24 protein-coding genes are annotated in these 26471 nt (G+C 65.8%); 14 read left to right on the top strand and 10 right to left on the bottom strand.

The window, feature by feature from the left end:
* Window positions 1–8: 8 nt before the first annotated feature.
* Genes BSY239_RS04975 through BSY239_RS04960 form a run of 4 tightly spaced genes read right to left on the bottom strand, consistent with a single transcriptional unit; the run spans window position 9 to window position 3394 of the window.
* Window positions 9–1028 carry a TRAP transporter substrate-binding protein gene (locus tag BSY239_RS04975; RefSeq protein WP_069045874.1) on the bottom strand — a complete coding sequence of 340 codons (1020 nt, stop codon included), beginning with the start codon at window positions 1026–1028 and terminating at the stop codon, window positions 9–11.
* A gap of 41 nt (window positions 1029–1069) precedes the next feature.
* Complete coding sequence (locus tag BSY239_RS04970) at window positions 1070–2362, bottom strand: TRAP transporter large permease (RefSeq protein WP_069045873.1); 1293 nt, start codon at window positions 2360–2362, stop codon at window positions 1070–1072.
* A gap of 4 nt (window positions 2363–2366) precedes the next feature.
* Window positions 2367–2858 carry a TRAP transporter small permease gene (locus BSY239_RS04965; protein ID WP_069045872.1) on the bottom strand — a complete coding sequence of 164 codons (492 nt, stop codon included), beginning with the start codon at window positions 2856–2858 and terminating at the stop codon, window positions 2367–2369.
* The gene (locus BSY239_RS04960; RefSeq protein ID WP_069045871.1) at window positions 2855–3394 is read right to left on the bottom strand and encodes a gluconokinase; all 540 of its coding nucleotides are present in this window, start codon (window positions 3392–3394) and stop codon (window positions 2855–2857) included. Before BSY239_RS04960 ends, BSY239_RS04965 begins: the two co-directional genes overlap by 4 nt.
* A gap of 177 nt (window positions 3395–3571) precedes the next feature.
* Between BSY239_RS04960 and BSY239_RS04955 the strand changes: the two genes are divergently transcribed.
* The 11 genes from BSY239_RS04955 to BSY239_RS04905 all read left to right on the top strand — a co-directional run bounded on the left by BSY239_RS04955 (window position 3572) and on the right by BSY239_RS04905 (window position 16397).
* Window positions 3572–4597 carry a LacI family DNA-binding transcriptional regulator gene (locus BSY239_RS04955; RefSeq protein WP_069045870.1) on the top strand — a complete coding sequence of 342 codons (1026 nt, stop codon included), beginning with the start codon at window positions 3572–3574 and terminating at the stop codon, window positions 4595–4597.
* Window positions 4598–4785: 188 nt separating this feature from the next.
* Window positions 4786–6093: an ABC transporter substrate-binding protein gene (locus tag BSY239_RS04950; protein WP_069045869.1), complete on the top strand. Its 1308-nt coding sequence runs from the start codon at window positions 4786–4788 to the stop codon at window positions 6091–6093.
* Window positions 6094–6264: 171 nt separating this feature from the next.
* Window positions 6265–7125, top strand: a complete 861-nt coding sequence (locus BSY239_RS04945) for a carbohydrate ABC transporter permease (RefSeq protein WP_069045868.1) — start codon at window positions 6265–6267, stop codon at window positions 7123–7125.
* A 9-nt stretch (window positions 7126–7134) separates the two neighbouring features.
* Complete coding sequence (locus BSY239_RS04940; protein WP_069045867.1) at window positions 7135–7965, top strand: carbohydrate ABC transporter permease; 831 nt, start codon at window positions 7135–7137, stop codon at window positions 7963–7965.
* A 20-nt stretch (window positions 7966–7985) separates the two neighbouring features.
* Window positions 7986–9041 carry an ABC transporter ATP-binding protein gene (locus tag BSY239_RS04935; RefSeq protein ID WP_069045866.1) on the top strand — a complete coding sequence of 352 codons (1056 nt, stop codon included), beginning with the start codon at window positions 7986–7988 and terminating at the stop codon, window positions 9039–9041.
* Window positions 9038–9772, top strand: a complete 735-nt coding sequence (locus BSY239_RS04930; protein WP_069045865.1) for an SDR family oxidoreductase — start codon at window positions 9038–9040, stop codon at window positions 9770–9772. Before BSY239_RS04935 ends, BSY239_RS04930 begins: the two co-directional genes overlap by 4 nt.
* Window positions 9773–9793: 21 nt before the next feature.
* Complete coding sequence (gene dalD, locus BSY239_RS04925; RefSeq protein WP_069045864.1) at window positions 9794–11212, top strand: D-arabinitol 4-dehydrogenase; 1419 nt, start codon at window positions 9794–9796, stop codon at window positions 11210–11212.
* Window positions 11213–11238: 26 nt separating this feature from the next.
* Window positions 11239–12174: an AraC family transcriptional regulator gene (locus tag BSY239_RS04920; protein ID WP_069045863.1), complete on the top strand. Its 936-nt coding sequence runs from the start codon at window positions 11239–11241 to the stop codon at window positions 12172–12174.
* Window positions 12175–12177: 3 nt separating this feature from the next.
* Complete coding sequence (xylB, locus tag BSY239_RS04915) at window positions 12178–13650, top strand: xylulokinase (RefSeq protein ID WP_069045862.1); 1473 nt, start codon at window positions 12178–12180, stop codon at window positions 13648–13650.
* Between the two features lie 46 nt (window positions 13651–13696).
* A complete protein-coding gene (locus BSY239_RS04910) occupies window positions 13697–13984 on the top strand; it encodes a DUF1330 domain-containing protein (protein WP_069045861.1) in 288 nt (95 codons plus the stop codon).
* 103 nt (window positions 13985–14087) lie between these two features.
* Entirely contained in the window at window positions 14088–16397 is a 2310-nt protein-coding gene (locus tag BSY239_RS04905; RefSeq protein ID WP_069045860.1) for a penicillin-binding protein 1A, read from the top strand.
* Between the two features lie 77 nt (window positions 16398–16474).
* On the opposite strand, the gene BSY239_RS04900 is transcribed toward BSY239_RS04905, so the two are convergent.
* From BSY239_RS04900 to BSY239_RS04885, 4 genes are all read right to left on the bottom strand, one after another.
* On the bottom strand, window positions 16475–17455 hold the full coding sequence (locus BSY239_RS04900) for an NAD(P)H-dependent flavin oxidoreductase (RefSeq protein WP_069045859.1): 981 nt from the start codon (window positions 17453–17455) through the stop codon (window positions 16475–16477).
* Between the two features lie 26 nt (window positions 17456–17481).
* On the bottom strand, window positions 17482–19272 hold the full coding sequence (locus BSY239_RS04895; RefSeq protein WP_069045858.1) for an acyl-CoA dehydrogenase: 1791 nt from the start codon (window positions 19270–19272) through the stop codon (window positions 17482–17484).
* A gap of 78 nt (window positions 19273–19350) precedes the next feature.
* On the bottom strand, window positions 19351–20283 hold the full coding sequence (locus BSY239_RS04890; protein ID WP_069045857.1) for an electron transfer flavoprotein subunit alpha/FixB family protein: 933 nt from the start codon (window positions 20281–20283) through the stop codon (window positions 19351–19353).
* 11 nt (window positions 20284–20294) lie between these two features.
* Window positions 20295–21044 (bottom strand): electron transfer flavoprotein subunit beta/FixA family protein, encoded by a 750-nt coding sequence (locus tag BSY239_RS04885; protein ID WP_069045856.1) that lies wholly within the window; start codon window positions 21042–21044, stop codon window positions 20295–20297.
* 358 nt (window positions 21045–21402) lie between these two features.
* On the opposite strand from BSY239_RS04885, the gene BSY239_RS04880 reads away from it, so the two are divergent.
* The 3 genes from BSY239_RS04880 (at window position 21403) to BSY239_RS04870 (ending at window position 24315) form a co-directional block, all read left to right on the top strand.
* On the top strand, window positions 21403–22416 hold the full coding sequence (locus tag BSY239_RS04880) for a TRAP transporter substrate-binding protein (RefSeq protein ID WP_069045855.1): 1014 nt from the start codon (window positions 21403–21405) through the stop codon (window positions 22414–22416).
* A gap of 76 nt (window positions 22417–22492) precedes the next feature.
* On the top strand, window positions 22493–23023 hold the full coding sequence (locus BSY239_RS04875) for a TRAP transporter small permease (RefSeq protein ID WP_069045854.1): 531 nt from the start codon (window positions 22493–22495) through the stop codon (window positions 23021–23023).
* The gene (locus BSY239_RS04870) at window positions 23020–24315 is read left to right on the top strand and encodes a TRAP transporter large permease (RefSeq protein WP_069045853.1); all 1296 of its coding nucleotides are present in this window, start codon (window positions 23020–23022) and stop codon (window positions 24313–24315) included. Before BSY239_RS04875 ends, BSY239_RS04870 begins: the two co-directional genes overlap by 4 nt.
* Here the strand turns inward: BSY239_RS04870 and BSY239_RS04865 are convergent.
* On the bottom strand, window positions 24292–25623 hold the full coding sequence (locus tag BSY239_RS04865) for a mechanosensitive ion channel family protein (protein ID WP_069045852.1): 1332 nt from the start codon (window positions 25621–25623) through the stop codon (window positions 24292–24294). The genes BSY239_RS04870 and BSY239_RS04865 overlap by 24 nt on opposite strands.
* A gap of 24 nt (window positions 25624–25647) precedes the next feature.
* Complete coding sequence (locus BSY239_RS04860; protein WP_069045851.1) at window positions 25648–26451, bottom strand: enoyl-CoA hydratase; 804 nt, start codon at window positions 26449–26451, stop codon at window positions 25648–25650.
* Window positions 26452–26471: the final 20 nt, after the last annotated feature.

Here is a 26471-nt window from a genome sequence, read left to right as displayed (position 1 = left end):
TCGGGCGTTTACTTCGCGCCGCGCGCCTTGGCCACCGCCGCCTGCGTTTCCTTCCACAGGTCCATGCCCACGTTGGTGGCGATGGTGGCGTTGATGCGGGTGAGCTGGTCGCGCATGCGGCCGGCTTCAGCGGGGCTGAGTTGGTTCACCTGCATGCCCTTGCCCTTGAGCTCGGCCAGCGCCTTTTCGGCTTCGGCGCGCGTGTCCTTGCGTTCGAAGTCGCGACTCTTCTTCGCGGCGTCCATCAGCACCTTTTGCTCGTCCTTGCTGAGCTGGTCCCAGTACTTCTTGCTCACGGTCACGATCCAGGGACTGTAGACGTGGTTGGTCACCGTCAGGTACTTCTGCACCTCGTAGAACTTGCTGGAGAGGATGGTGTTGTACGGGTTCTCCTGGCCATCCACCGTCTTGGTCTCCAGCGCGGTGAAGAGCTCGGAGAACGGCAGCGGCACGGCGTTGGCGCCCAGGGTCTTGAAGCTGTCGATGAAGACGTTGTTCTGCATCACGCGCAGCTTGATGCCGTCCATGTCTTCCAGCTTGGTCACCGCGCGCTTGTTGTTGGTGAGGTTTCGGAAACCGTTTTCCCAGTACACCAGGCCCACGAGCCCCTTCTCCTGCAGCTTGTCCATGACCTTCTGGCCCACCGGGCCGTCCAGCACCACGTCGGCCTCTTGCGCGTTGTTGAACAGGAAAGGCGTGTCCCACAGCGCCATTTCCTTGGTGATGCCCACCAGCGTGGCGGTGGAGCCCACCATCATCTCTTGCGCGCCGCCGATCAGGGCCTGCTGCATCTGCACGTCGGAGCCCAGCGCGGCCGCACCGATGGCGCGGATCTTCATCTTGCCGCCCGAAGCTTTTTCAACTTCTTCGGCGAACATCTTGGTGGCGCGGCCCTGGTTGGAGATTTCGTTCAGGCCGTAACCGAAACGGATGATGCGAGGTTTGATGTCTTGCGCGAGCGCTGCGAAGGGCGCAGCGAAGGCGGCCGCGGCGGTGGCGGCGATGAGGGTGCGACGGAACAGGGTCATGACAGTCTCCTTGGAGTGGTGAGGGGTGAAAGGGTGAGGGATCAACGCATCCACGCCACGGGCGCGGTGACGATCTGCGGAAACACGATGAACAGGGCGAGCACGAGGATGTAGGTGAAGAGAAACGGGTTCACGCCCTTGATGACCTGGTGCATGGGCAGGCGCCCGACGCCGGCCACCACGTTGAGCACCGTGCCCACCGGCGGCGTGACGAGGCCGATGGCGCCGTTGAGCACGAACATGAGGCCGAAGTACACCGGGTCGATGCCCGCCTTGACGGCGATGGGCAGCATGACCGGCGCGAAGATCAGGATGGTGGGCGTGAGGTCGAGCGCGGTGCCGATGAGCACCAGCACGATCATCATGGTGACCATGAGCAGGCGCGGGTGTTCCACCAGCGGGCCGAGCCAGCCGGTGAGTGTGGACGGCAGGTCGGCCAGCGTGATCATGTAGCTGGCCACGGCCGCGCCGGCACACAGGAACATGACCACCGAGGTGGTGCTCGCCGCGCGCACCAGCACGCCGTACACCTCGGGCAGGCGCATTTCGCGGTGCACGAAAAGCGCAATGGTCAGCGCGTAGGCGGCGGCCACCACGGCGGCTTCGGTGGGCGTGAACACACCGCTCTTCATGCCGCCAATGATGATCACCGGCATGAGCAGGGCCCAGAACGCGCGGGCGGTGAGGCGCAGGCGCTCGGCCATGGGCACCGGGGGCGAACTGGTCAGCGTCATCTTGCGCAGCACCACGCGCCACGCCAGCACCAGCGCCACACCCATGATCAAGCCGGGCACGATGCCCGAGATGAACAGCGCGGAGATCGAGGTGTTGGTGGTCACGCCGTAGATCACGAAGGCCATCGACGGCGGGATGATCGGGCCGATGACACTGCCCGCGGCAATGAGGCCGGCGGACGAGGCCACCGGGTAACCGTGCTTGCGCATCATGGGCAGCAAGATGGCCGACATGGCCGCCGCGTCGGCCAGCGCCGAGCCGGACATGGCCGAGAGCAACACCGCCGCGCCGATGGCCACATAACCCAGCCCGCCGCGCACATGGCCGACCCAGGCCTGCGCCATGTCGATGATGCGTTTGCTGATGCCGCCCGTGTTCATGAGCTCACCCGCGAGGATGAAGAAGGGCACGGCCAGCAGCGGAAAGCTGTCGACACCGGCCACCATGTTCTGGGCCAGCAACTGCGTGTCCCAGAAATCCATCACCCAGGCCATGGCGGCCCCGGTGAGCAACAAGGCAAACGCCATGTTCATGCCGATGCCCATGAGCACCACCATGCCGGCGATGAAGACCACGAAGGCCATTGCTTCAACGGTCATGGTCCTACTCCATCTCGGCCTGGTGGCCCAGGTCGAGCGGCGTGCGCCGCACGATCTCGATCAGCACCATGAGGCCGATGGCCAACGAACACAGCAGCGCGGGCAGCGGCAACAGCGCCACCGGGTAACCGAGCACCACCGAATTGCTCTCCATGCCCACCACCACCTGCTGCCAGGCGCCCCGGCCCAGCAACACACAAGCCAGCAGCACCAGCAGGCGGATGGCCAGCGTCGCGGTGGCGAACAGCGCGGGCTTGTCGCGCAGCGCCCCCACCAGGCTGGTGAAGGCCATGTGCTGGCCCAGCGGGTAAGCGGCGGTTGCGCCCAAGAACACCATCCACACGAACAGCAGGCGCGAGAGTTCTTCGGTGGCGTTGATGCCGCTGTTGAAACCGTAGCGCAGCACCACGTTGCCCAACACACACACCACCATGCCGGCCAGGCACAGCGCGAGCAGGGCTTCGGCCCCGTGTTTCAAAACATGGCCCGATTTCATGAGCGGCTCTCCAGGGTGGCGGGGGCGGGTGCGCTGCGCACCCAGCGCACCACGGCCGAGCCCAGGTCTTTCAACGGTTGCGTGGCGTCCAGGCGCAACACACCGGGTTCAAAGCGCGGGTCTTCCAGCGCGGCGAACTGGCTGGCCACCAGGCTCACCGGGAACAGGTGCGCGGGTCGCGCAGCCACGCGGGCACGGGCCTGGTCTTGCGTGAGGTCGAGAAACACGAAGCGCAGGCCGGGGGCGGCGGCGCGCAGGCGCTCGCGGTAGCGCTGCTTGAGCGCCGAGCAGGTCAGCACCACGCCTTGTGGATGCGCCTGCAACTGCGTGGCCAACGCCTCCAGCCAGGCCGCGCGGTCGTCGTCGCTCAGCGGCGTGCCGCTGCGCATCTTGGTCACATTGCTCTCGGAATGAAAGTCATCGCCTTCGAGCAGCGGCAGGCCCAGCGCCTCGGCACACCGCTGACCCAGGCTGGATTTGCCACAACCCGCCACGCCCATGACGACGAGGGAGCTGTTTTCGGGCAGGTTCTTCATTTGGTAGCGCTATCCCATTGGGCTAAAAAAGGAGCGAATCGCGAGGGTGGCTTCGCCGTGGTCCGTCGGTTGCCTCCCCGAGAAACACCGACCATTCAGGGTAAATTCGGGTGGCGCAGGGCCTTGGACAGCGCTATCCTAACGCCACACGATCCGCACCAAATACCGGGAAAACCCTTGGAACCGACCGAACGCAAGCGCCGCCACAGCGGGCGCACCACCCTCAGCGACGTGGCGCTGGCCGCCGAAGTCAGCCCCATCACCGCCTCTCGCGCCTTGCGTGGAGAGCGCGGCGTGGCGGCCGATCTGGTGGAGCGCGTCAAGCGCGCGGCCGACCAACTCGGCTACGTGCCCGACCCCGCCGCGCGGGCGCTGGCCTCGCAGCGCAGCACGCAGGTGCCGGTGCTGGTGCCGCTGTTGTCCAACGCGCTGTTTGTCGATGTGCTTGAAGCTGTGCACCGCACCCTGCTGCCCCACGGCTACCAGCCCATGATCGGCGTGACGCACTACGAGCCGCAAGAAGAAGAACAGCTGCTGCGCAGCTACCTCGCGCACCGCCCGGCCGGCCTGCTGCTCACCGGCTTCGATCGCACCGAAGCCGCGCGCCAGATGATCGCGGGCAGCGGCGTGCCCTGCGTGTATTTGATGGAACTCACGCAAGCGCCCAACGTGTACTGCGTGGGCTTCTCCCAAACCGAAGCCGGCCACGCCATCACCGAACACCTGGTGCAACGCGGCCGCCAGCGCATCGCCTTTGTGGCGGCCCAGCTCGACCCGCGCACCCTGCAGCGAGCCGAAGGCTACCGCCGCTGCCTGCGCGAGCACGGCCTGTACGACGCCAGGCTCGAATTGTTGAGCCCGCAACCGTCGTCGATGCGGCTCGGTGGTGAGCTGCTTGAGGACCTGCTGCGCACCCGCCCCGAAGTGGACGCCGTGTTCTTCTGCAACGACGACCTCGCGCAAGGTGGACTGCTCACCGCGCTGCGCCTGGGTGTGGACGTGCCCGGCCGCATCGCGGTGGCCGGCTTCAACGACCTCTCGGGCAGCGACCAGATGGTGCCGCCGCTGACCACCGTGCGCACCCCTCGCAAAGCAATGGGCGAGGCGAGTGCGCAGATGCTGCTGGGCTTGATGCGCGGGGAGGTGCCCGCCGCGAACTCGGTGGATCTGGGCTTCGAACTGCTGGTGCGGGGAAGCAGCTGACGCCTCGTCAGCCTCCGCGGGCGCAAACTCTGCGCCGATTCCTAGGGTAAATACCGACTTTCAGATGCAAGAGAGTACGCAAGACACCCTCTTGCGTACAAACCGCGCGTGCAGCCTTGGCCAGAATCCGTCCACGGTCTGCTGAAGGCCGTCGCATCCGCTTCCCACCAAAACGCAGGAGACACACCGTGAAATTCCGCCTCGCTTCTGTTCTGGCCGCCGCCCTCCTGGGCGCCGGCTTCGCACACGCCAACACCGAGCTCGTCATTGCCACCGTGAACAACGGCCACATGATCGAGATGCAGAAACTCGGCAAGGTCTTCGAGACCGCCAACCCCGACATCAAGCTCAAGTGGGTCACGCTCGAAGAAGGTGTGCTGCGCCAGCGCGTCACCACCGACATCGCCACCAAGGGCGGCCAGTTCGACGTGATGACCATCGGCATGTACGAAGCGCCGATCTGGGGCAAGAAGGGTTGGCTGCAGGAATTGAAGACCGGTGGCAGCTACGACGTGGACGATCTTCTGCCCGCGATCCGCAGCGGCCTGTCGATCGACGGCAAACTGTTTGCCGCGCCGTTTTATGGCGAAAGCTCGATGCTGATGTACCGCAAGGACCTGGCCGACAAGGCCGGCGTGCAGGTGCCCGAGCGCCCGACCTGGGTGCAGATCAAGGACCTCGCGGCCAAGATGCACGACCCGAAGAACGGCGTGTACGGCATCTGCCTGCGCGGCAAGCCGGGCTGGGGCGACAACATGGCGTTTCTGACCACGCTGGTCAACACGCACGGCGGCCAGTGGTTCGACATGCAGTGGAAGCCGCAGATCGACACCAAGCCCTGGAAGGACGCGATCACCTTCTACGTGGACCTGCTGAAGAACTACGGCCCGCCCGGCTCGTCGGCCAACAGCTTCAACGAGATCCTGGCACTGACCAACTCCGGCAAGTGCGGCATGTGGATCGACGCGACCATCGCAGCCTCGTTCGTGAGCGATCCCAAGCAGTCCAAGGTGGCCGACCAGATGGCGTTTGCACAGGCCCCCACCGCCGTCACACCCAAGGGCGCGAACTGGTTGTGGTCGTGGAACCTGGCCATTCCCGCCGGTTCGAAGAAGGTCGACGCGGCGCAGAAGTTCATCACCTGGGCAACGAGCAAGGACTATGTGCAGCTGGTGGCCAAGACCAATGGCTGGGCCAATGTGCCCACGGGCACGCGCAAGAGCACCTACGCCTCGCCCGAGTTCCAGAAAGCGGCCCGCTTCGCAGCCGCCGAGAAGGTGGCGATCGACTCGGCCAACCCGACCGACTCGACCCTGCCCAAGAGCCCGTACGTGGGCGTGCAGTTCGCCGCCATTCCCGAGTTCCAGGCGATCGGTATCGCGGTGGGACAGCAGATGAGCGCGGCACTGGCCGGCAAGACCACGGTGGACGCGGCGCTGAAGGCCTCGCAGGTGGCGGCCGAGCGTGAGATGAAGAAGGCCGGGTACTACAAGTAAGCCCGGGGGGCTGTCGGCTCCCTCCCCCGCTGGGGGAGGGTTGGGGTGGGGGCACGCTGGCAGAAGCTTTGTCGGCGAAGTCCTTTGCCCGGAGACGGCCCCGCACCCCTGCCCTCCCCCAGCGGGGGAGGGAGTCTTCGCAAAAGCGTCTGTCGTCTTCAGGGTCTCACCATGAACCGCCTGCTTCCCCGCCTGCTGCTCACGCCCGCCGTGGCCACGCTCTTCCTCTGGATGATCGTGCCGCTGGTGATGACGATCTATTTCAGCCTGATCCGCTACAACCTGATGCAGCCGGATGTGACCGGCTTTGCCGGGCTGGAGAACTTCGAGTACTTCGTCACCGACGCCTCGTTCGGCACCGCGGTGCTCAACACGCTGCTGTTGCTGGGCAGCGTGATCCTGATCACCGTGGGTTTCGGCACGGCCATCGCCCTGCTGATCAACGAACCCTTTGCCGGCCGCGGTCTCGTGCGCGTGCTGCTGATCTCGCCCTTCTTCGTCATGCCCACGGTGAACGCGCTGCTGTGGAAGAACATGATGATGAACCCCATCTACGGCGTGCTCGCACAGGTGTGGACCTTCTTCGGCGCCACCCCGGTGGACTGGCTCACCGATCACCCGCTGTTCTCCATCATCGTCATGGTGTCGTGGCAATGGCTGCCGTTTGCCACGCTGATCTTCATGACCTCGCTGCAGAGCATGAACCGCGAGCAGCTCGAAGCCGCGCGCATGGACGGCGCCACCTGGCTGCAGCAACTGCGCTACCTCTACATCCCGCACCTGGGCCGCTCGGTGGCGGTGGTGGTGATGATCGAAATGATCTTCCTGCTCAGCGTGTTCGCCGAGATCTACACCACCACCGGCGGAGGCCCGGGCGACGCGAGCACCAACGTGGCCTTCCTGATCTTCAAGCAGGCGCTGCTCAATTTCGACGCCGGCGTGGCCTCGGCCGGAGCGCTGTTCGCGGTGGTGCTGGCCAACATCGCGGCCATCTTCCTGATCCGCATGGTCGGAAAAAATCTGGACAAGTGAGATCAACCCATGGCACGCGAATCCACCTTCACACCCGCCTACGCGGTGCGCACCGTAGCCGCCTGGGCTGTGGCCCTGCTGCTGTTCTTTCCACTGGGCTGGCTGCTGCTGACCGCATTCAAGACCGAGCTGCAGGCCATTGCGATCCCGCCCGAGCTGTTCTTCAAACCCACGCTGGAGAACTTCCACGAGGTGCAGGAGCGCAGCGACTACTTGCACTACGCCTGGAACTCGGTGGTCACGAGCGTGGTGTCCACCCTGCTCGGTCTGGCCATTGCGGCGCCGGCGGCCTACGCCATGGCCTTCTTCAAGGGCAAGTACGACAAGGACATCCTGATGTGGATGCTCTCCACCAAGATGATGCCGGCCGTGGGTGCGCTGGTGCCCATCTATGTGCTGGCACAGAAGAGCCACCTGCTCGACACGCAGCTCGGTCTCATCATCGTGTTCACGCTGTCCAACCTGCCCATCATGGTGTGGATGCTGTATTCGGGCTTCAAGGAGATCCCCAACGAAATCCTGGAGGCCGCGCGCATGGACGGCGCCACGCTCTGGCAGGAAGCCACCAAGGTGCTGCTGCCGCTGTCGCTGGGCACGTTCGCCTCCACCGGCCTGCTGTGCCTGGTGCTGAGCTGGAACGAAGCCTTCTGGAGCCTGAACCTGAGTTCGGCCCAGGCCGGCACGCTGGCCACGCTGATCGCCAGCTACTCCAGCCCCGAAGGCCTGTTCTGGGCCAAGCTGTCCGCCGCTTCGCTCATGGCCATTGCGCCCATCGTGGTGTTCGGCTGGTTCAGCCAGAAACAACTGGTCCAAGGCCTCACCTTCGGCGCCGTCAAGTAAACCTCTTCAGGACACGAACCATGGCTTACCTGGAACTCAAGGGCATCGAAAAATTCTTCGGTGAACACCGCGCCATCAAGGGCATCGATCTGGACATCCAGCCGGGCGAGTTCATCGTCTTCGTCGGGCCCTCGGGCTGCGGCAAGTCCACGCTGCTGCGGCTCATTGCAGGGCTGGAGCACATCGACGGCGGCACCCTGCGCCTGGAAGGCCGCGACATCACGCACCAGCCATCGAGCAAGCGCGACCTGGCCATGGTGTTCCAGAGCTACGCGCTCTACCCACACATGAGCGTGTTTGAAAACATGAGCTTTGCGCTCAAGCTCGCCAAGGTCGACCCCAAGGTCATCCAGGACAAGGTGCAGCGCGCGGCCGACATCCTCAACCTCACGCCCTACCTGCAGCGCACCCCCAAGGAGCTCTCGGGCGGGCAGCGCCAGAGGGTCGCCATCGGCCGCGCCATCGTGCGTGCGCCCAAGGTGTTTCTGTTCGACGAGCCGCTGTCCAACCTGGACGCCGCGCTGCGCGGCCAGACCCGCGTGGAGATCGCCAAGCTGCACCGCGACCTGGGCGCCACCACCATCTACGTGACACACGACCAGGTGGAGGCGATGACACTGGCCGACCGTGTGGTGGTGCTGCGCGACGGTGTCATCGAGCAGGTGGGCACACCGCTGGAGCTCTACGACCACCCGGCCAACCAGTTCGTGGCGCAGTTCATCGGCACGCCACAGATGAACGTGTCGCCGCTGCAGCAGATGCCTGCGCTGATCCAGCAGCAGGCGCCTGCAGGCGCGGTGGGCGGCTCCATCGGCCTGCGGCCCGAGAACGTGGTGGTGAACCCGGCCGGCCGGGGTGCCATCAAAGGCAAGGTGGACCTGATCGAAGCGCTCGGCGCCGAAACGCTCATCTACCTGAGAACCGCCGAAGGGGCGCCGCTGGTGGCGCGCCAGAGCGAGCGCACCACGCTCACCCCGGGCGAGGCCGTCACGCTGGACATCGCCACCGACCACGCACACTGGTTCGACAACGCCGGCCGTGTGGTGGGCCGCACCGCCGCTCAAGCCACGTCATGAGCCCTGCACAAGCCTTGAAGGGCCAGGTGGCCGCCGTCACGGGCGCCGCATCGGGCATCGGCTTCGCCAGCGCCCAGGCCCTGCTGGCGGCGGGCGCCCGGGTGGTGCTTGTCGACCGGGACGCGCAAGCCCTCACCAAAGCCTGCGAAACCTTGGGCGCCGACGCGCTGCCGCTGGTGCTGGACCTGCTGGACCCCGTGCAATGTGCGTCCATGCCCGAGCGCATCCTCGCACTTGCCGGCCGGCTCGATGTCTTTCACGCCAACGCGGGCCTCTACGTGGGCGGCGACCTGATCGATGCCAGCGACGATGCCATCGACCGCATGCTCAACCTGAACGTCAATGTGGTCATGAAGAACGTGCGCGGCGTGCTGCCCCACATGATCGCGCGCGGCAGCGGCGACATCATCGTCACCAGCTCGCTGGCGGCGCATTTCCCCACGCCGTGGGAGCCGGTCTACGCCTCCAGCAAGTGGGCCATCGACTGCTTTGTGCAGACCGTGCGACGCCAGGTCTTCAAGCACGGCATCCGCATGGGCGCCATCTCGCCCGGGCCGGTGATCACCTCGCTGCTGGCCGACTGGCCGGCCGGGAAGCTGGCCGAAGCCAAGGCCAGCGGCAGCCTGATCGAGGCCTCGGAAGTGGCCGACGTGGTGCTGTTCATGCTCACCCGCCCGCGCGGCATGACGATTCGCGACGTGGTGATGATGCCCACCAACTTCGATCTCTGACCCTGTCTTTCATCACCCACCATGCACACCATCCTGCACCTGGGCCTGGGCTCGTTCCACCGCGCGCACCAGGCCGTCTACGTCCACCAGCTGCGCCAGCTCGGGGACACCCGCTGGGCCATCGCCGCCGGCAACCTGCGCCCCGACATGCTGGACACCATCGCCGCGCTGCAGGCGCAGGGTGGCGCCTACACGCTGGAGACCGTCACGCCGCAGGGCAAGCGCAGCTACACGCGCGTCACATCCATCGAGCGCGTGCTGCCGTACCAGGACGATCTGGCCCCGCTGGTCGCAGTGGCCACCGATCCGGCCACACGCATCATCTCCTTCACCGTCACCGAAGCCGGCTACTACCTCGACGCGCGGGACCACCTGGACTGGGCCAGCTTCCCCGACCTGAGCGCGGACCTGGTGGCCGTGAAAGCCGGCCAGGCCGGCCACACCCTCTATGGCGGCCTGGTCACCCTGCTGCGCGCGCGCATGAAGGCTCAGGCCGGCCCGGTGACGCTGATGAACTGCGACAACCTGCGCCACAACGGTGAGCGCTCGCGCGGTGGCCTGCTGGAGTTCATCGAGGCACTCGGCGACGCCGCCCTCAAGGTCTGGGTGCTGGCCAACACCAGCAGCCCCAACGCCATGGTGGACCGCATCACGCCCCGCCCCACGCCCGATGTGGTCGAGCGCGTCACGGCCGCCACCGGCCAGCACGACCCCGCTGCCCTCATGGGCGAGAGCTTCATCCAGTGGGTCATCGAAGACAACTTCGTCGCCGGCCGGCCCGAATGGGAACGGGTGGGTGTCGAGATGGTCGCGTCGGTCGATGCGTACGAAGAAGCCAAGATCCGCCTGCTCAACGCCACCCACTCCTGCATTGCCTGGGCCGGCACGCTGATCGGCTGCCGCTACATCCACGAAGGCACACACCATGCGGTGATCCGCCGATTCGCCTACGATTACGTGACCGACGATGTGATCCCCGTGCTGGATACCCCCGAGCATCCCTGCCCCATCAACCTGCCCGACTACCGCGATGTGGTGCTCGATCGCTTCAGCAACCCTGCCATCGCCGACACCAACCAGCGCGTGGCCATGGACGGCTTCAGCAAGATTCCGGGCTTCATCGCGCCCACCATCCGAGAGCGGCTGGCACGCGGTGAAGCCATCGAGAGTGTGGCCATGCTGCCGGCACTGTTTCTGGCCTACCTGCAGCGCTGGCATGCCGGCCAGATTCCTTACACCTACCAGGACCAGGCGATGAAACCCGAAGCCGCCCATGCCATGTGTGACGCATCCGATCCTGTGCAAGCGTTCTGCGCCGACACGACACTGTGGGGTGAACTGGCGGGCGATCCGCGGCTGGTGGACGCCGTGCGTCGCGCCCGTGACCGGGTGGGTCGTTTCGTCACGGCCCACACCGGCGTGAGCGCCACAGCGGCCTGACCAGAACCCCGGCACCCGCAAGCTCCATGACCGTCCGCAGCCGCACCGCTCCGCGCCAGATCAAACCCGAGCTGGAACACGAGCTGGCCCGTTCGCCCAACCTGGGCTACGAGTCCTCGACCGACGTGGGGTTCGTGCGTTGCCTGTCCCACGGTTTTCCCACGCCGCTGGCCCGCTGGCATTACCACGACGAGTACGAGCTGCACCTGATCACCGCCACCTCGGGCAAGGTCTTTGTGGGGGACTGGATCGGCCCCTTTCAGGCCGGCCAGCTTGTGCTCACCGGACCGCGCCTGCCGCACAACTGGGTCAGCATGGACATGCCCGAAGGCGGCGTGGACCTGCGCGATCTGGTGATCCAGTTTTCACACGAACCGCTGGTGCGCGCGAGCGAAACCATCCCCGAACTGGCCGAGGTGTTGCCGCTGCTGGAACGCGCCAAACACGGCATCGAATTCTTCGGCATGTCCGAATCCGCCGAAACCCATTGGTACAAGGTCAAGAACACGCGGGGCCTCAAACGCTTCACCGCCTTCTGCGATTTCCTGAGCGACCTCGCCGCCTGCACCGACTACCGCCTGCTCTCGAGCGTGCAGCTGCAGAGCACCGACGACGACGCCTCGCTCGACCAGATCGACGCCGTGGTCAGCCGCATCACCGACCACCTGGCCGACGAACATTCCGCCGCCGCACTCGCCGCCGAGTTCGGGATGAGCGAGAGCAAGTTCAGCCGCTTCTTCCGCAAGGCCACCGGCAACACCTTCACCGACTTCGTCAACCGCGTGCGCATCAGCCGCGCCTGCCAGCTGCTGATGGACACCGACCAGCAGGTCACCCACATCTGCTACGAGGTGGGCTTCAACAACGTGGCCAACTTCAACCGGCGATTCCTCGAAATCAAGGGCATGACGCCGAGCGAATTCCGCCGCCAGTCGCTCACCCGCTTCCGGGGCGCTGCCTGAAACATGTTTCTCGGTCTCGACCTCGGCACGTCCGAACTCAAAGCCCTGCTGCTCACCGACACCCACGAAGTGGTGGGTACCGCACGCTCACCGCTGACGGTGCAGCGCCCACACCCCCTGTGGGCCGAACAAGCACCCGCCGACTGGTGGCGTGCGCTTGAAGACGTGATGGCCCAACTGCAGCAGACCCATCCCGCGGCGCTCGCCCGCCTGCAAGGCGTGGGCCTCTCGGGCCAGATGCACGGCGCCGTGCTGCTCGACGAACACCAGGCCGTACTGCGCCCGGCCATTTTGTGGAACGACGGCCGCAGCGGCGCGCAGTGCGGGCAACTGAGCGCCGCCGTGCCCGGGCTGGCCCGCATCACAGGCAACCTCGCCATGCCCGGCTTCACCGCGCCCAAGTTGCTGTGGGTGCGCGAACACGAACCCGCCATCTTTGCCCAGGTGCACCGTGTGCTGCTGCCCAAGGACTGGTTGCGCCTGCAACTCACGGGCGATGCCGTGAGCGAGATGTCGGATGCTGCCGGCACGCTCTGGCTGGACTGCGCGCGGCGCGACTGGTCCGACACCTTGCTGGAGGCCTGCGGTCTCACACGCGAGCATGTGCCCCGCCTGGTGGAAGGCAGCGAAGTCTCGGCCTTCCTCAAACCCGATCTCTGCAAGCGCTGGGGCCTGCCCGCGCGCGTGCCGGTGGCCGGTGGCGCGGGCGACAACGCCGCCAGCGCCGTGGGCATGGGCCTGGTGCGACCGGGCGAAGGTTTTGTGTCGCTCGGCACATCGGGCGTGGTCTTCGTCAGCAGCGACCGTTTCCAGCCCAACCCGCAGCGCGCGCTGCACGCCTTCTGCCACGCGCTGCCGAACCGCTGGCACCAGATGTCGGTGATGCTGAGCGCGGCCAGCGCGGTGAGCTGGGCCACCAGGACACTCGCTTTCGAGAACGAAGCCGCGCTCCTCGAGGCGGCCGCGCGACTCACACCCGACGAGCGCGCTGCGGCGCCGCTGTTCCTGCCCTACCTGAGCGGCGAACGCACGCCACACAACCAGCCGCTGGCCTGCGGCGTCTGGTTCGGCATGACGGCCGCACACGGCCGCGAGGCCCTGGCCTACGCGGTGGCCGAGGGCGTGGGTTTCGGCCTGCGCGACGGCCTGCAGACCCTGAGCACCACCGAGCCGCCCCTGCAAGCACTCTCGCTGGTGGGCGGCGGTGCGCGCGACGCGTGGTGGGCGCAGCTGCTGGCCGACACGCTGGGCCTCACGCTGCGCGCGCACGCCGGTGGCGAGACGGGAGCGGCGTTGGGCGCGGCGCGCCTGGCCTGGCTGGCTTGCGGCGGCGCGGTGGACGCCGTGTGCACCACGCCGCCGGTCACACGCAGCTTCGAGCCCGACGCCACGGCGCACACCGCACTCGCACTGCGGCACACACGCTTTCAGGCGCTGTACGCCGCGCTGCTGCCGCAGTTCCTGGCCACGCGCTGACGCGGTGGCGGTAAGCTGCGGTGCATCCCAACCACCCGGAGACACCATGCCTGCTTACCTCTACGGCAACATCGAAGTCACCCGCCCCGACCTGTACGAGGAATACCGCCGCGAGGTGCCGGCACTGATCGCCGCGCACGGCGGGCGCTACTTGGTGCGCGGTGGCGCCGTCAGTGTGCTGGAGGGCAGCGGCGTGCCGCAGCGCCAGGTGATCCTGGAGTTCCCCGACATGGCACACCTGCAGGCCTTTTACACATCGCCCGATTACCAGCGCCTCGTCAAGATCCGCCAGAGTGCGTCCACCGGCACGCTGTTGGCCATCGAAGGCTGTTGAGACGGTTTCTGCCGTGCGGGCGCTTTGCCTGGACACAGCTGGTTACGTCCCTCACCCCTGCGCGGCACATGCAGCGCACACCGATCCGGGACAATCTCCCCCCATGCCCAAGCTTTACCTTCGCCGCGCGGTGCTCACGCTGGCCGTGATGCCCGCCGCCTTCATGGCCCCTGCCCTGCAGGCCTCGCCCTTCGATCTGCCCCCTCTGGACAGCATCGTCAACTACCAGCCCAAGCTGCCATTGCAGGTGTTCACCGCCGACGGCGTGGAGATCGCGCAGTTCGGCACCGAGCGGCGCGAGTACCTTCCACTCTCGCGCACGCCCAAGCTGCTGCAGCAGGCCGTGTTGTCGGTGGAAGACGCACGTTTTCGTGAACACAACGGCGTGGACCCCCGGGGCATGGCGCGCGCGCTGGTGGCGGCGGTCACGGGCGGGCGCAAGCAAGGTGCGTCGACCATCACGCAGCAACTGGTGCGCACCATGCTGCTCACGCGCGAGTTTTCTGCCGAGCGCAAGGCCAAGGAAATCTGGCTCGCGCTCAAACTGGAAGACGAACTCTCCAAAGACCGCATCCTCGAGATCTACCTCAACGAGATCTTTCTGGGCCAGCGGGCCTACGGCTTTGCGGCAGCCTCGCAGATCTACTTCGGCAAGCCGCTGGACAAACTCTCGCTGGCCGAAACCGCGATGCTCGCCGGCCTGCCGCAGAACCCCTACTACGCCAACCCGGTGGCCAACTTCGAACGCGCCACCGCACGCCAGCGCGTGGTGCTGGAGCGCATGCGCGCGACCGATTCGATCACCGACGCACAACTGGCCGCCGCACGCGCCGAAAAGCTGAAGATCCGCACGCCCGGCCTGCGCAGCGTGCACGCGGCCCATGTCGCCGAGATGGCGCGGCGCGCGGTGGTGGAGCGCTTCGGCACCGAGGCGTATTCGAACGGCTTGCGCGTCACCACGTCATTGCGTGCGGCAGACCAGCGCGCCGCCCATGCTGCCGTTCAGCGGGGAGTGCTGGCGTTTGACCGTCGCGGCGCGTGGCGCGGACCGGAGGACATGGAACCGCTTCCGTCGGGCACGGACTCGGAAGTGGAACGTGCCGCGGCCGAAGCGCTGAAGGATCATCGCGATGACGAGACCTTGCGCGTGGGCATCGTGCTGGCTGCCAGCCCCAAGGCCATGCAGGTGCAGTTGTCCAGCGGTGAACGGATCACCCTGCAAGGCGAAGGCCTGCGCTGGGCGCAGAAGGGGCTGGACCCCAAAGCCAAGGCGCCGCTGAAGATCGCGCGCGGCGCCATCGTGCGGGTGGTGAGCGCGGGCAAGGTCAAGGGCAAACCGGCCTGGGCCATTTCGCAGTGGCCCGAGGCCGAGGCCGCGCTGGTCGCCATGGACAGCCAGACCGGTCGCGTGCGCGCACTCGTGGGCGGCTTCGACTTCACCAAGCAGCCTTTCAACCATGTGACCCAGGGCTGGCGTCAGCCGGGCTCGGCGCTCAAGCCTCTGCTGTATTCGGCGGCGCTCGAAGCGCGCGTGATGCCGGGCACGCTGGTCGACGACCTGCCCTTCACCGCAGCGAACGGCTGGACCCCCACCAACAGCAACGGGCAATACGCCGGCCCCATCACGCTGCGCCAGGCATTGGCCCAGTCCAGCAACATCGCCAGCGTGCGCGTGCTGCAGCACACCGGCACGCAGGTCGCGCGCGACTGGACCGCCCGCTTCGGCCTGGACCCCGCACGCCAGCCCAACGACCTCACGCTGGCGCTTGGCACCGGCAGCGTCACGCCGCTGCAGATGGCGCAGGCCTACGCCACGGTGGCCAATGGCGGCTGGAAAGTGGCACCGGTGGTGGTGGAGAAGATCACCGACGCGCAGGGCAAGGTGCTGTTCGAGGCGCCCCCACCCGAGGCCCTGACCGAGTCCAACCGCGCGATTCCCGCGCGCAACGCGTTCGTGATGTCGAGTTTGCTCAACGAGGTGACGCGCAGCGGCACCGCCGCGCGTGCACAGGCCACGCTCAAACGCCCCGACGTGTACGGCAAGACCGGCACCACCAACGACGCGGTCGACGCCTGGTTCACGGGCTACCAGCCCAGCCTGGCCACCGCCGTGTGGGTGGGCTACGACAAGCCGCGCAGCCTGGGCGGCGGTGAGTCTGGCGGGCGTATCGCGCTGCCGATCTGGATCGACTACATGGGCGCTGCGCTCAAGGGCACGCCCGTGGCGCGGGCTCCCGCCGCGCCAGACGGGCTCACGCGCGTGGGTGAGGACTGGATGTACGCCGAGTGGCAGGGCAGCGGCTCGGTGGCGCAGATTTCGGACCAGGGTGGCGTGCAGTACGCCCAGACACCGGGTGAGTCGATTGGCGAAGCTCTCAGCAGCTTTGGCGCCTGGCTGAGAGGAGAACGCTGACCTGCGTGGAGGCTGCTCCGCAGCCACAAAAAAGCCGGCTCTTCAAGCCGGCTTTTTTTGTCTGCGAAGCGGCTTGATCAGCCTGCGCAGATGCGCGCTTTGGCTTCCGCGTACTCGCGCTTGAAACGCGCCACCAGGTCGGCCGCCGGCACCACCTCGCGGATCGCGCCGATGCCCTGACCGCAGCCCCAGATGTCTTTCCAGGCCTTGGCCGCGTTGGCGCCTTCGCCGGTACCGAAGTTCATCTTGCTCGGGTCGCTCTGCGGCAGATTGTCGGGGTCCATGCCGGCGTTCTGGATGCTGCCCTTGAGGTAGTTGCCGTGGATGCCGGTGTAGAAGTTGCTGTAGACGATGTCGTCCGAATTCGACTTCGTGATCATCTCCTTGTATCCGTCCACCGCACGCGCTTCTTCGGTGGCAATGAAGGCCGAGCCGATGTAGGCGAAGTCGGCGCCCATGGCCTGCGCGGCCAGGATGGCACCTCCCGACGAGATGGAGCCGGAGAGCGCCACCGGGCCGCCGAACCACTCGCGGATCTCCTGGATCATCGCGAACGGGCTCTTCACGCTGGCGTGGCCGCCGGCACCTGCCGCCACCGGGATCAGGCCATCAGCGCCCTTCTCGATCGCCTTGTGTGCGAACACGTTGTTGATCACGTCGTGCAGCACCACACCACCCCAGCTCTGCACCGCCTTGTTCACGTCTTCGCGGGCGCCCAGGCTGGTGATGATGATCGGCACCTTGTACTTGGCGCACAGCTGCATGTCGTGCTCCAGCCGGTCGTTGCTCTTGTGCACGATCTGGTTGATGGCGAACGGTGCGGCCTTGTTGTCCGGGTTCGCTGCATCGTGCGCGGCCAGGGCCTCGGTGATCTCGGCCAGCCATTCGTCGAGCTGCGAGGCCGGGCGCGCGTTGAGCGCAGGCATGGAGCCCACCACGCCGGCCTTGCACTGGGCAATGACGAGCTTGGGGTTGCTGATGATGAACAGCGGCGAGCCGATCACCGGGAACTTGATGTTCTTGAGAACCGGGGGCAGGCTGCGGGCGGGTGCGGTCATGAAGTCTCCGTCGGGTGTGTTGTGGGTCAGAACGATTCGATGGCCAGTGCGGTCACGGCCTCGGCCCCTTCGACGATCGCATCGCGCGTGCCCGGGGCGCGGCTGAGGATGTGGTCGGCGTAGAAACGCGCGGTGGTGATCTTGGCCTGCATGAAGGCGGTGTCCTGTCCCTGGGCCGACAGGTCTTCGGCCACCATCAGCGAGCGCGCCAGCTGCCAGCCCGCCATGAGGTTGCCCGCGAGCATGAGGTAGGGCACGCTGCCGGCAAACGCGGCATTCGGGTTGCTGCGGGTGTTGGCGGCGATGAACTCGACCACGTCCACAAACGCTTCGCGCGCGGCCTTCAGGCGCTTGTGCACCGCCTTGGCGTTGGCGCTGTCGCGCTTTGCAAGCTCCGCTTCGGTCTTCTCGATCTGGGCCGCAATGGCCTTGGCACCGGTGCCGCCGTCACGTGCGGTCTTGCGACCCACGAGGTCGTTCGCCTGAATCGCTGTGGTGCCTTCGTAGATGGTGAGGATCTTCGCGTCGCGGTAGTACTGCGCCGCGCCGGTTTCTTCAATGAAGCCCATGCCGCCGTGCACCTGCACGCCCAGGCTGGTGACTTCCAGACTCATTTCGGTGCTGTAGCCCTTGACCAGCGGCACCAGGAATTCGTAGAAGGCCGCGTTCTGCTTGCGCGTGTCGGCGTCGGGGTGATGGTGCGCGGCATCGTAGGCGGCAGCGGCCACAGCAGCCATGGCGCGGCAGCCTTCGGTGAACGCGCGCATGGTCATGAGCATGCGCTTCACATCGGGGTGGTGGATGATGGGCGCGGCCGCCGGGAGCGTGCCGTCGACCGGGCGGCTCTGCACGCGGTCCTTGGCGTACACCACGGCCTTCTGGTAGGCCCGCTCGGCGATCGCAATGCCCTGCACGCCCACGGCGTAGCGCGCTGCATTCATCATGATGAACATGTACTCCAGGCCCCGGTTTTCCTGGCCCACGAGGTAACCGACCGCGCCACCGTGGTCGCCGTACTGCAGCACGGCGGTCGGGCTGGCCTTGATGCCCATCTTGTGTTCGATGCTCACGCAATGCACGTCGTTGCGCGCACCCAGCGAGCCGTCCTGGCCGACCATGAATTTGGGCACCACGAACAGGCTGATGCCCTTCACGCCTTCGGGCGCGCCGGTCACGCGCGCGAGCACGAGGTGCACGATGTTCTCGGCCATGTCGTGTTCACCGTAGGTGATGTAGATCTTGGTGCCGAACACCTTGTAGGTGCCGTCGGGCTGCGGCTCGGCGCGGCTGCGCACAGCGGCCAGATCGGAGCCGGCCTGCGGCTCGGTCAGGTTCATGGTGCCGGTCCACTGGCCGCTCACCAGCTTTTCCAGGTAGACCGCCTTGAGCTCGTCGCTGCCCGCGGTGATCAGCGCTTCGATCGCGCCGTCGGTGAGCAGCGGGCACAACGCAAAGCTCATGTTGGCGCTGTTGAGAATTTCGCCGCAGGCCGCACCGATGGTCTTGGGCAGGCCCTGGCCACCAAAGTCGGTCGGATGCTGCAGGCCCTGCCAGCCGCCTTCGGCGTATTGCTTGAACGCCTCCTTGAAACCCGGCGTGGTGGTGACCTTGCCGTCCTTGAAGCTTGAGGGGTTCTTGTCGCCCTCCCAGTTCAGCGGCGCGATCACGCCTTCGTTGAGCTTGGCGCACTCTTCCAGCACGGCTTGTGCAGTCTCCAGGCCAGCGTCTTCAAAGCCCGGCATCTGCGCCACCTGGTCGATGTGCGCCAGGTGTTCGATGTCGAACAGCATGTCTTTGAGGGGGGCGGTGTAACTCATCGTCTTGTCTCCAGGGAATTCACGGGTGCAGATACGACAAGGGCATCGCGAACGATGCCCTTGTGTTGGTCAGTGGGCTCAGAGTGCCTTGATCAATTCGGGCACGGCCTCGAACAGATCGGCCTCCAGACCGTAGTCGGCCACCGAGAAGATCGGTGCCTCGGGGTCCTTGTTGATCGCCACGATGACCTTGCTGTCCTTCATGCCGGCCAGGTGCTGGATGGCGCCCGAGATGCCGGCGGCGATGTAGAGCTGGGGTGCCACGATCTTGCCGGTCTGGCCCACCTGCCAGTCGTTGGGCGCGTAACCCGCGTCCACCGCGGCGCGGCTGGCACCGAGCGCCGCACCGAGCTTGTCGGCCAGCGGGGTCATCACGTCGTTGAACTTCTCCGCGCTGCCCAGTGCCCGGCCACCCGAGACGATGATCTTGGCGGCGGTGAGCTCGGGGCGATCGCTCTTGGCGATCTCGCTGCCCATGAACTTGCTCTTGCCGTCATCGGCGGCTGCGGCTGCCGTCTCCAGCGTGGCGCTGCCACCGGTGGAAGCTGCGGGGTCAAAACCCGTGGTGCGCACGGTGATGACCTTGGTGGCGTCCAGGGCCTGCACGGTGGCAATGGCGTTGCCGGCGTAGATCGGGCGCTCGAAGGTGTCGGCGCTGAGGACCTTGGTCACGTCGGACAGCTGGGCCACGTCGAGGTGGGCGGCCACGCGGGGGGCGATGTTCTTGCCGCTGGCGGTGGCGGGGAACAGGATGTGGCTGTAGTTCGCGGCGATGGTCAGCACCTGAGCGGCCACGTTCTCGGCCAGGCCGTGTTCGAAACCGGGGGCGTCGGCGTGGATCACCTTGGCAACGCCGGCGATCTGCGCGGCAGCGGCTGCTGCACCACCGGCGTTGTGGCCGGCGATGAGCACGTGCACATCACCACCGCATTGGGCGGCGGCAGCGACGGTGTTGAAGGTCGCGCCCTTGACGGAAGCGTTGTCGTGTTCGGCAATAACGAGTGCGGTCATGTATCGGTTCCTCAGATCACTTTGGCTTCATTCTTGAGCTTGTCCACCAGGGCGGCCACATCGGCCACCTTGATGCCCGCACCGCGCTTGGGCGGCTCGCTGACCTTGAGGGTCTTGATGCGCGGCGTCACGTCCACACCGAGGTCTTCGGGCTTGACGATGTCGAGCTGCTTTTTCTTCGCCTTCATGATGTTCGGCAGCGTCACATAACGCGGCTCGTTCAAACGAAGGTCGGTGGTGATGACGGCCGGCAGCGAGATGGACAGGGTCTCCAGACCACCGTCGACTTCGCGCGTCACCGTGGCTTTGCCATCGGCCACTTCCACTTTGGAAGCGAAGGTGGCTTGAGGCAGACCCGCCAGCGCGGCGAGCATCTGGCCGGTCTGGTTGCAGTCGTCGTCGATCGCCTGTTTGCCCAGGATGATCAGGCCGGGCTGCTCTTTGTCCACCAGGGCCCTGAGCAGCTTGGCCACGGCCAGGGGCTGCAGCTCCGCGGTAGTTTCCACCAGGATGGCGCGGTCGGCGCCGATGGCCATGGCGGTGCGCAGGGTTTCCTGGCACTGTGTGACACCGCAAGAGACGGCGATCACCTCGGTGACCACGCCCTTCTCTCTCAAGCGCACGGCTTCTTCCACCGCGATCTCGTCAAACGGGTTCATGCTCATCTTGACGTTGGCGATGTCCACGCCCGTGCCGTCGCTCTTGACTCGCACCTTGACGTTGTAATCCACCACGCGCTTGACGGGGACGATGACCTTCATGTTGGGTTGCTCCTGCTGTTGTGGAAAGGGACGTGCGAATTGACGTGCACGTCAACTCGGGGATTGTATGCCCCACCCCTTGTCGAGGATGGTCTGGCGAGGGACAAATCGGGGGACTTCGGAAAAAAGAACGGTCGTGCTTTTTAGGGATTATAGAAGAACGACCCGAAGCCACAAAGCCCTTATTTCCTGGCGACCTTGCCTCACCCCTGCGCATTCACCGACCGGCGGGTCGGCGAATTCGGGTAAGCCATGAGATGCCGAACACGGGAACTGGCCTACATTGAATCCGCTGATTTGTTTATGTTGAACAACCATCTTCCGGCCCCTCTTCGCACCCGCACTCAGGAGTTTTCGCATGAAGTCACGTTCCCTCGTTGCACTGGCCCTGTCCTGCGCTCTGCTCGCCAGCGGCGTGGTATCGGCGCAGACGGTGTTCACCGTCTCCAGCTGGCTGCCGCCCAGCCACACGCTGAGCACATCGCAAAAGACCTGGTGCGACATGCTGGAGAAGGAAAGCACCGGCCGCATGAAGTGCAACATCCTGCCCAAGGGCGTGGTGGCCGCACCCGGCACCTTTGACGCCGTGCGCGACGGCCTGGCCGACATCTCCTACACGGTGGACGGCTACACGCCCGGCCGTTTCATCAACACCCAGGTTGCCGAGTTCCCGTTTCTGGGCAACAACGCGGTGGCCACCTCGATCGCTTACCAGCGCATCTACAGCAAGCACTTCGCGCCGCTGGGCGAGCACCGTGGCGTGAAGGTACTGGCCGTGTTCACGCACGGCCCAGGTGTGATCTTCAACAGCAAGAAGCCGGTGACTTCGGCCACTGAGGCCGCGAGCCTGAAGTTCCGCATCGGTGGCGGCAACATCAACGAGCTCTCCAAGGCCATGGGCTGGAACACCACGCTCAAGGCCGCACCCGAGTCGTTCGAGTTGCTCTCCACCGGCGTGATGGACGGCACCTTCTTCCCCGACGAGTCGATCGCCTCCTTCAAGCTCAGCATGATCAAACACGCGACCGATTTCCCCGGTGGCCTGTACAACACCAGCTTCGTCTTCATGATGAATCCCGCCAAGTACAACGCCCTGTCGGCGCAGGACAAGGCCGTGGTCGACAAGCTCTCGGGCGAACCGGCAGCGCGCCTGTTCGGCGAGGGCTGGGACAAGGTGGACGCGGCCAGCCGCGAACTGCAGAAGAGCCAAGGCGTGGCACGCATCACCGCCGACAAGGCCTTCGTGAAAGCCGTGATGGACAAGCAGGACTATCTGGAAACCAAGTGGGCGGCGAGCGCCCAGGTCAAAGGCCTGAACAACCCCAAGGCTGTGCTGGCAGAGTTCCGCTCGGAAATCGCCAAGGTGAAATAAACCCCGGCCACACCCGTGGCCTTGTCAGGCCGGCTGAGCAGTTCGCACAGCCGGCCTTGTCACATCAAGAAGCATCATGCTCAAGACGATCGATCGTGCTTTGCGCTGGTCCACCGGGCTCATGGCGGCCGTGGCCTTGTTCACCATCATGTGGCTCACGTTGGTGGACGTGACCGGGCGGCGCTTCTTCGACCATTCGGTGCCCGGCGGCCTGGAGATCACCGAGATCCTCATGGTGATCGTGATCTTCGGCGCGCTGCCCATGGTGTCGTGGCGCAACGAGCACGTGGTGTTCGACTCGCTTGATGCCTTCATGCCCGACTGGGTGCGCAGCATCCAGGCGCGCCTGGTCAACCTGATCTGCGCGGGCGGCTTTGGTTTCCTCGCCTACCTCATGAGCACACGCGCCGACCGCTTTGCCGAGTACGGCGACACCACCGTGTACCTGCAGGTCTCCATCGCACCGGTGGCCTGGATGATGTCGCTGTTCCTGGCCATCACGGCGGCGGTGCACCTGCTGTTCGTGTTCGTCGTGGTGCCGGTCCCCTCGCCCCACCATCCCCCACCCGCCGAGCTGCCGGCCGATCTGGACGGAGCTGCGCGATGACCGAAGCGGCACTGGGTTTTCTCGCCGTCTTTGCGATGGCCTTTCTGCGCATTCCGCTGGCGCTGGCCATGGCGATTGCCGGCGTGGCGGGCCTGGGCCTCATGCGCGGCTGGCAGCCCGCTTTTGCGAGCACCAGCCAGGTGATCTTCGAGACCGGATTTGCTTATGTGTTGTCGGTGATCCCGCTGTTCATCCTCATGGGCAACCTGGTGGCGCGCGCCGGCATGGCGCGCGAGCTCTACACCGCGGCCAACGCCTTTGTGGGCCACCGCAAAGGCGGCCTGGCCATGGCCAGCATCATCGCCTCGGGCGGCTTCGGCTCCATCTGCGGCTCGTCGATCGCCACCGCCGCCACCATGACGCGCGTGGCCTACCCCGAGATGAAGCGCCACGGCTACAAGGACACGCTGGCCACCGGCGCCATCGCATCGGGTGGCACGCTGGGTATCCTGATTCCGCCTTCGACCATTCTGGTGATCTACGGGATCATCACCGAGACCGACATAGGCAAGCTGTTTATCGCGGGCGTCCTGCCCGGGCTGGTGGCCATCGTCTGCCTGTGCCTGGCGGTGGTCTACATCACCTGGCGCGACCCGCTCGCCGGCCCACCGGCCGAACGTTTCAACTGGACGCAGCGTCTGGCCGCGGTTCGTGGCATCTGGGGCGTGGCTGTGCTGTTCGCCTTGGTCATCGGTGGCATCTACGGCGGGGTGTTCACCGCCACCGAGGGCGCGGGTGTGGGCGCTGCGGGTGCGTTCTTTTTCGCCCTGTTCCGCGGAGCGCTCACGCCGCGCGTGTTGCTCGACATCCTGGTGGAGAGCACCCGCACCACGGCCATGCTGTTCACCATCCTGATCGGGGCGATGGTCTTCACCAGCTTCATCAACTTCACCAGCATGCCGGGTGACCTGCGCGACTTCCTCCTGCAGTTCAGCCCCCACCCCATCATGGTGGTGGTGGTGATCATGACGATCTACATCGCGCTTGGCCTGGTGATGGAAGAGCTCTCCATGGTGCTGCTCACCATCCCGGTGTTCTTCCCGGTCATCACCGGTCTGGGCTTTGATCCAGTGTGGTTCGGCATCCTGATCGTGACCATCGTGGAGATCGGCATGATCTCGCCTCCAGTGGGCATGAACCTCTTTGTCATGAACTCGCTGCTGCCGCTGGTGAAGCTCAAACACATCTTCCAGGGCGTGTGGCCGTTCGTCATGGCCGACATCGTGCGCCTGGGCATCCTGATTGCTTTCCCAGCCATCGCACTCTGGTTACCGGGCTTCATGAACCGCTGATGCCGTTTCTTCCGGTCCGGCGGGTGGACGCTGGATGTGCAGCACCCGCTGCGGGTACGGGATCTGGATCTGGTGTTCGCGCAGCGCCTGCAACACCTTGCGGTTGATCAGCGAGCGGATGTTGAGGGTGCCGTTTTCCGGATCTGCGATCCAGTAGCCCAGTGTGAACTCCAGGCCATCGGGGCCGAAGTTGGACAAGGCCACCGACGGTGCGGGGTCCTTCAGCACGCGGTCCTGGGTCAAGGCCGCATCTTTCAACAGGTCCATGACCTGTTCCACATCGCTTTCGTAGCCCACCGACACCACCGTGGACTGCCACAGCCGGTCGTCGGCGAGTGACAGGTTTTCCACCCGGTTGATGATCAGCAGTTCGTTGGGCACGATGGACTCACGCCCCGTGGTGGAGCGGATCACGGTGTAACGCGCGTTGATGTCGGTGATGATGCCTTCGAAGTTGTCGACCCGCACGTTGTCGCCAATGCGCATGCTGCGCTCGGCCAGGATCACGAAACCGCTCACGTAGTTGGACGCCAGCTTCTGCAGGCCAAAGCCGATGCCCACGCCGATGGCACCGCCCAGCACCGACAGCGCGGTGAGGTCGATGCCCACGGCCGACAGCGCAATGATCAGACCGAAAAACATGAGCAGCGCGCGCGTGGCGTTGCTCACCGCCTTGCGCAGCGACAGGTCGCCACCCACCGCCTTGCGCAAGAGGCGCGTTTCGATGGCGGACGACACCCACAGCGACAGGATCAACACCGCGCCGGCGGTGAGGATGCCTTCGATCATGGTGCGCAGGCTCAGCGTCGAGGCACCGATCTTCCAGGTGATCTGGTCCATCTCGGCCAGCACCACCGGCAGCAAGCCGCTGACCCACAGCACCATGGCCAGCCACGCCACCCACGAAATGGTGCGCTCCAGCACCCGCACCCAAGGCGCCGTGGCAAACGCCACCTGCAGCACCTTCACGCCCACGCGAATCACCACCAACGACACCAGCACCGGAATGGCCACCTTGAACGCCGCCACGGGAAAACGCTCCAGCAACAGCGCGCGCGCCACGTAAGCCAGCGTGAGCAACAACAGCGGAAACATCACACCGTCGATGAGCCTGCGACCAAACAGCACCGAGGTTCTTTCCTCCTGCATGCCCAGCGCCCGGCGCATCAGCCAGGTGGCGCCCAGCGCGAGCAAGATGCACAGCGCCAAGGCGCCCAGCTCGGTCAACACCGTGGGTTGTGTGAAAGCCGACAGCCAGAGACCAAAGTCGTCGATGGGCTTGGGGGCGGCGGTGGGAGTGGTGGCCATGAGTGCGAACGTTGCGTTGAAAGATCAGGCGCGCCAGCTCGGCGCGCGTTTGTCGATGAAGGCCTGCACGCCCTCTTGCGCCACGGGGTGCGCCATGTTGCAGGCCATGGTCTGACCGGCGAGCTGGTAGGCCGCTTCAAGGCCGGTCTCCAGCTGGCGGTAAAACAGCGCCTTGCCCATGGCAATGGCTTCGCGGGGCTTGGCCAGAATCCGGTCCACCAGGGTGGCCACTGCCGCGTCCAGCGCGTCGGGCGCAACCACCCGGTTGACGAGACCACGCGCACACGCTTCGTCGGCCGAGATGAAATCGCCCGTGAGCAGCATCTCCATGGCCTGTTTGGGCAGGATGTTGCGCGACAAGGCCACGCCCGGCGTGGCACAGAACAGCCCCACGTCGATACCGTTGACACCGAAGCTCGCGGCCTCGCTGGCCACGGCCAGATCGCACTGCGCCACCAGCTGGCAACCGGCCGCCGTGGCGAGCCCTTGCACGCGCGCGATGACCGGCACTTCCAGCTTGCGGATGGCCAGCATGAGCCGGGAGCAGCGCGCAAACAGCGCCTGGTAGTACGCCTGCTCGGGGTGCGCCCGCATTTCCTTGAGATCGTGCCCGGCACAAAACGCCTTGCCGCTGGCGGCGATCACCACCACCCGCGCCTGCCCATCTCCCGAGACCGCGTCGAGCGCGGCCTGCAGCGCCGCCAGCATGGCTTCGGAGAGCACATTGAAGCTGCGCGGCGTGTTCAAGGTGAGGGTGTGCACGCCGCGCTCGTCGCGCGTGTGCAGCAGGATGTCGCCAGTGGCGGGCGTGGAAGATGCTGGAGTCATGCGCCGGATTGTCGGAGATT

This window comes from Hydrogenophaga sp. RAC07 (assembly GCF_001713375.1).
Classification (GTDB): domain Bacteria; phylum Pseudomonadota; class Gammaproteobacteria; order Burkholderiales; family Burkholderiaceae_C; genus Hydrogenophaga.
Note: the sequence above shows the minus strand (reverse complement) of the source record. Positions and strands in the feature narration are given on the sequence as shown.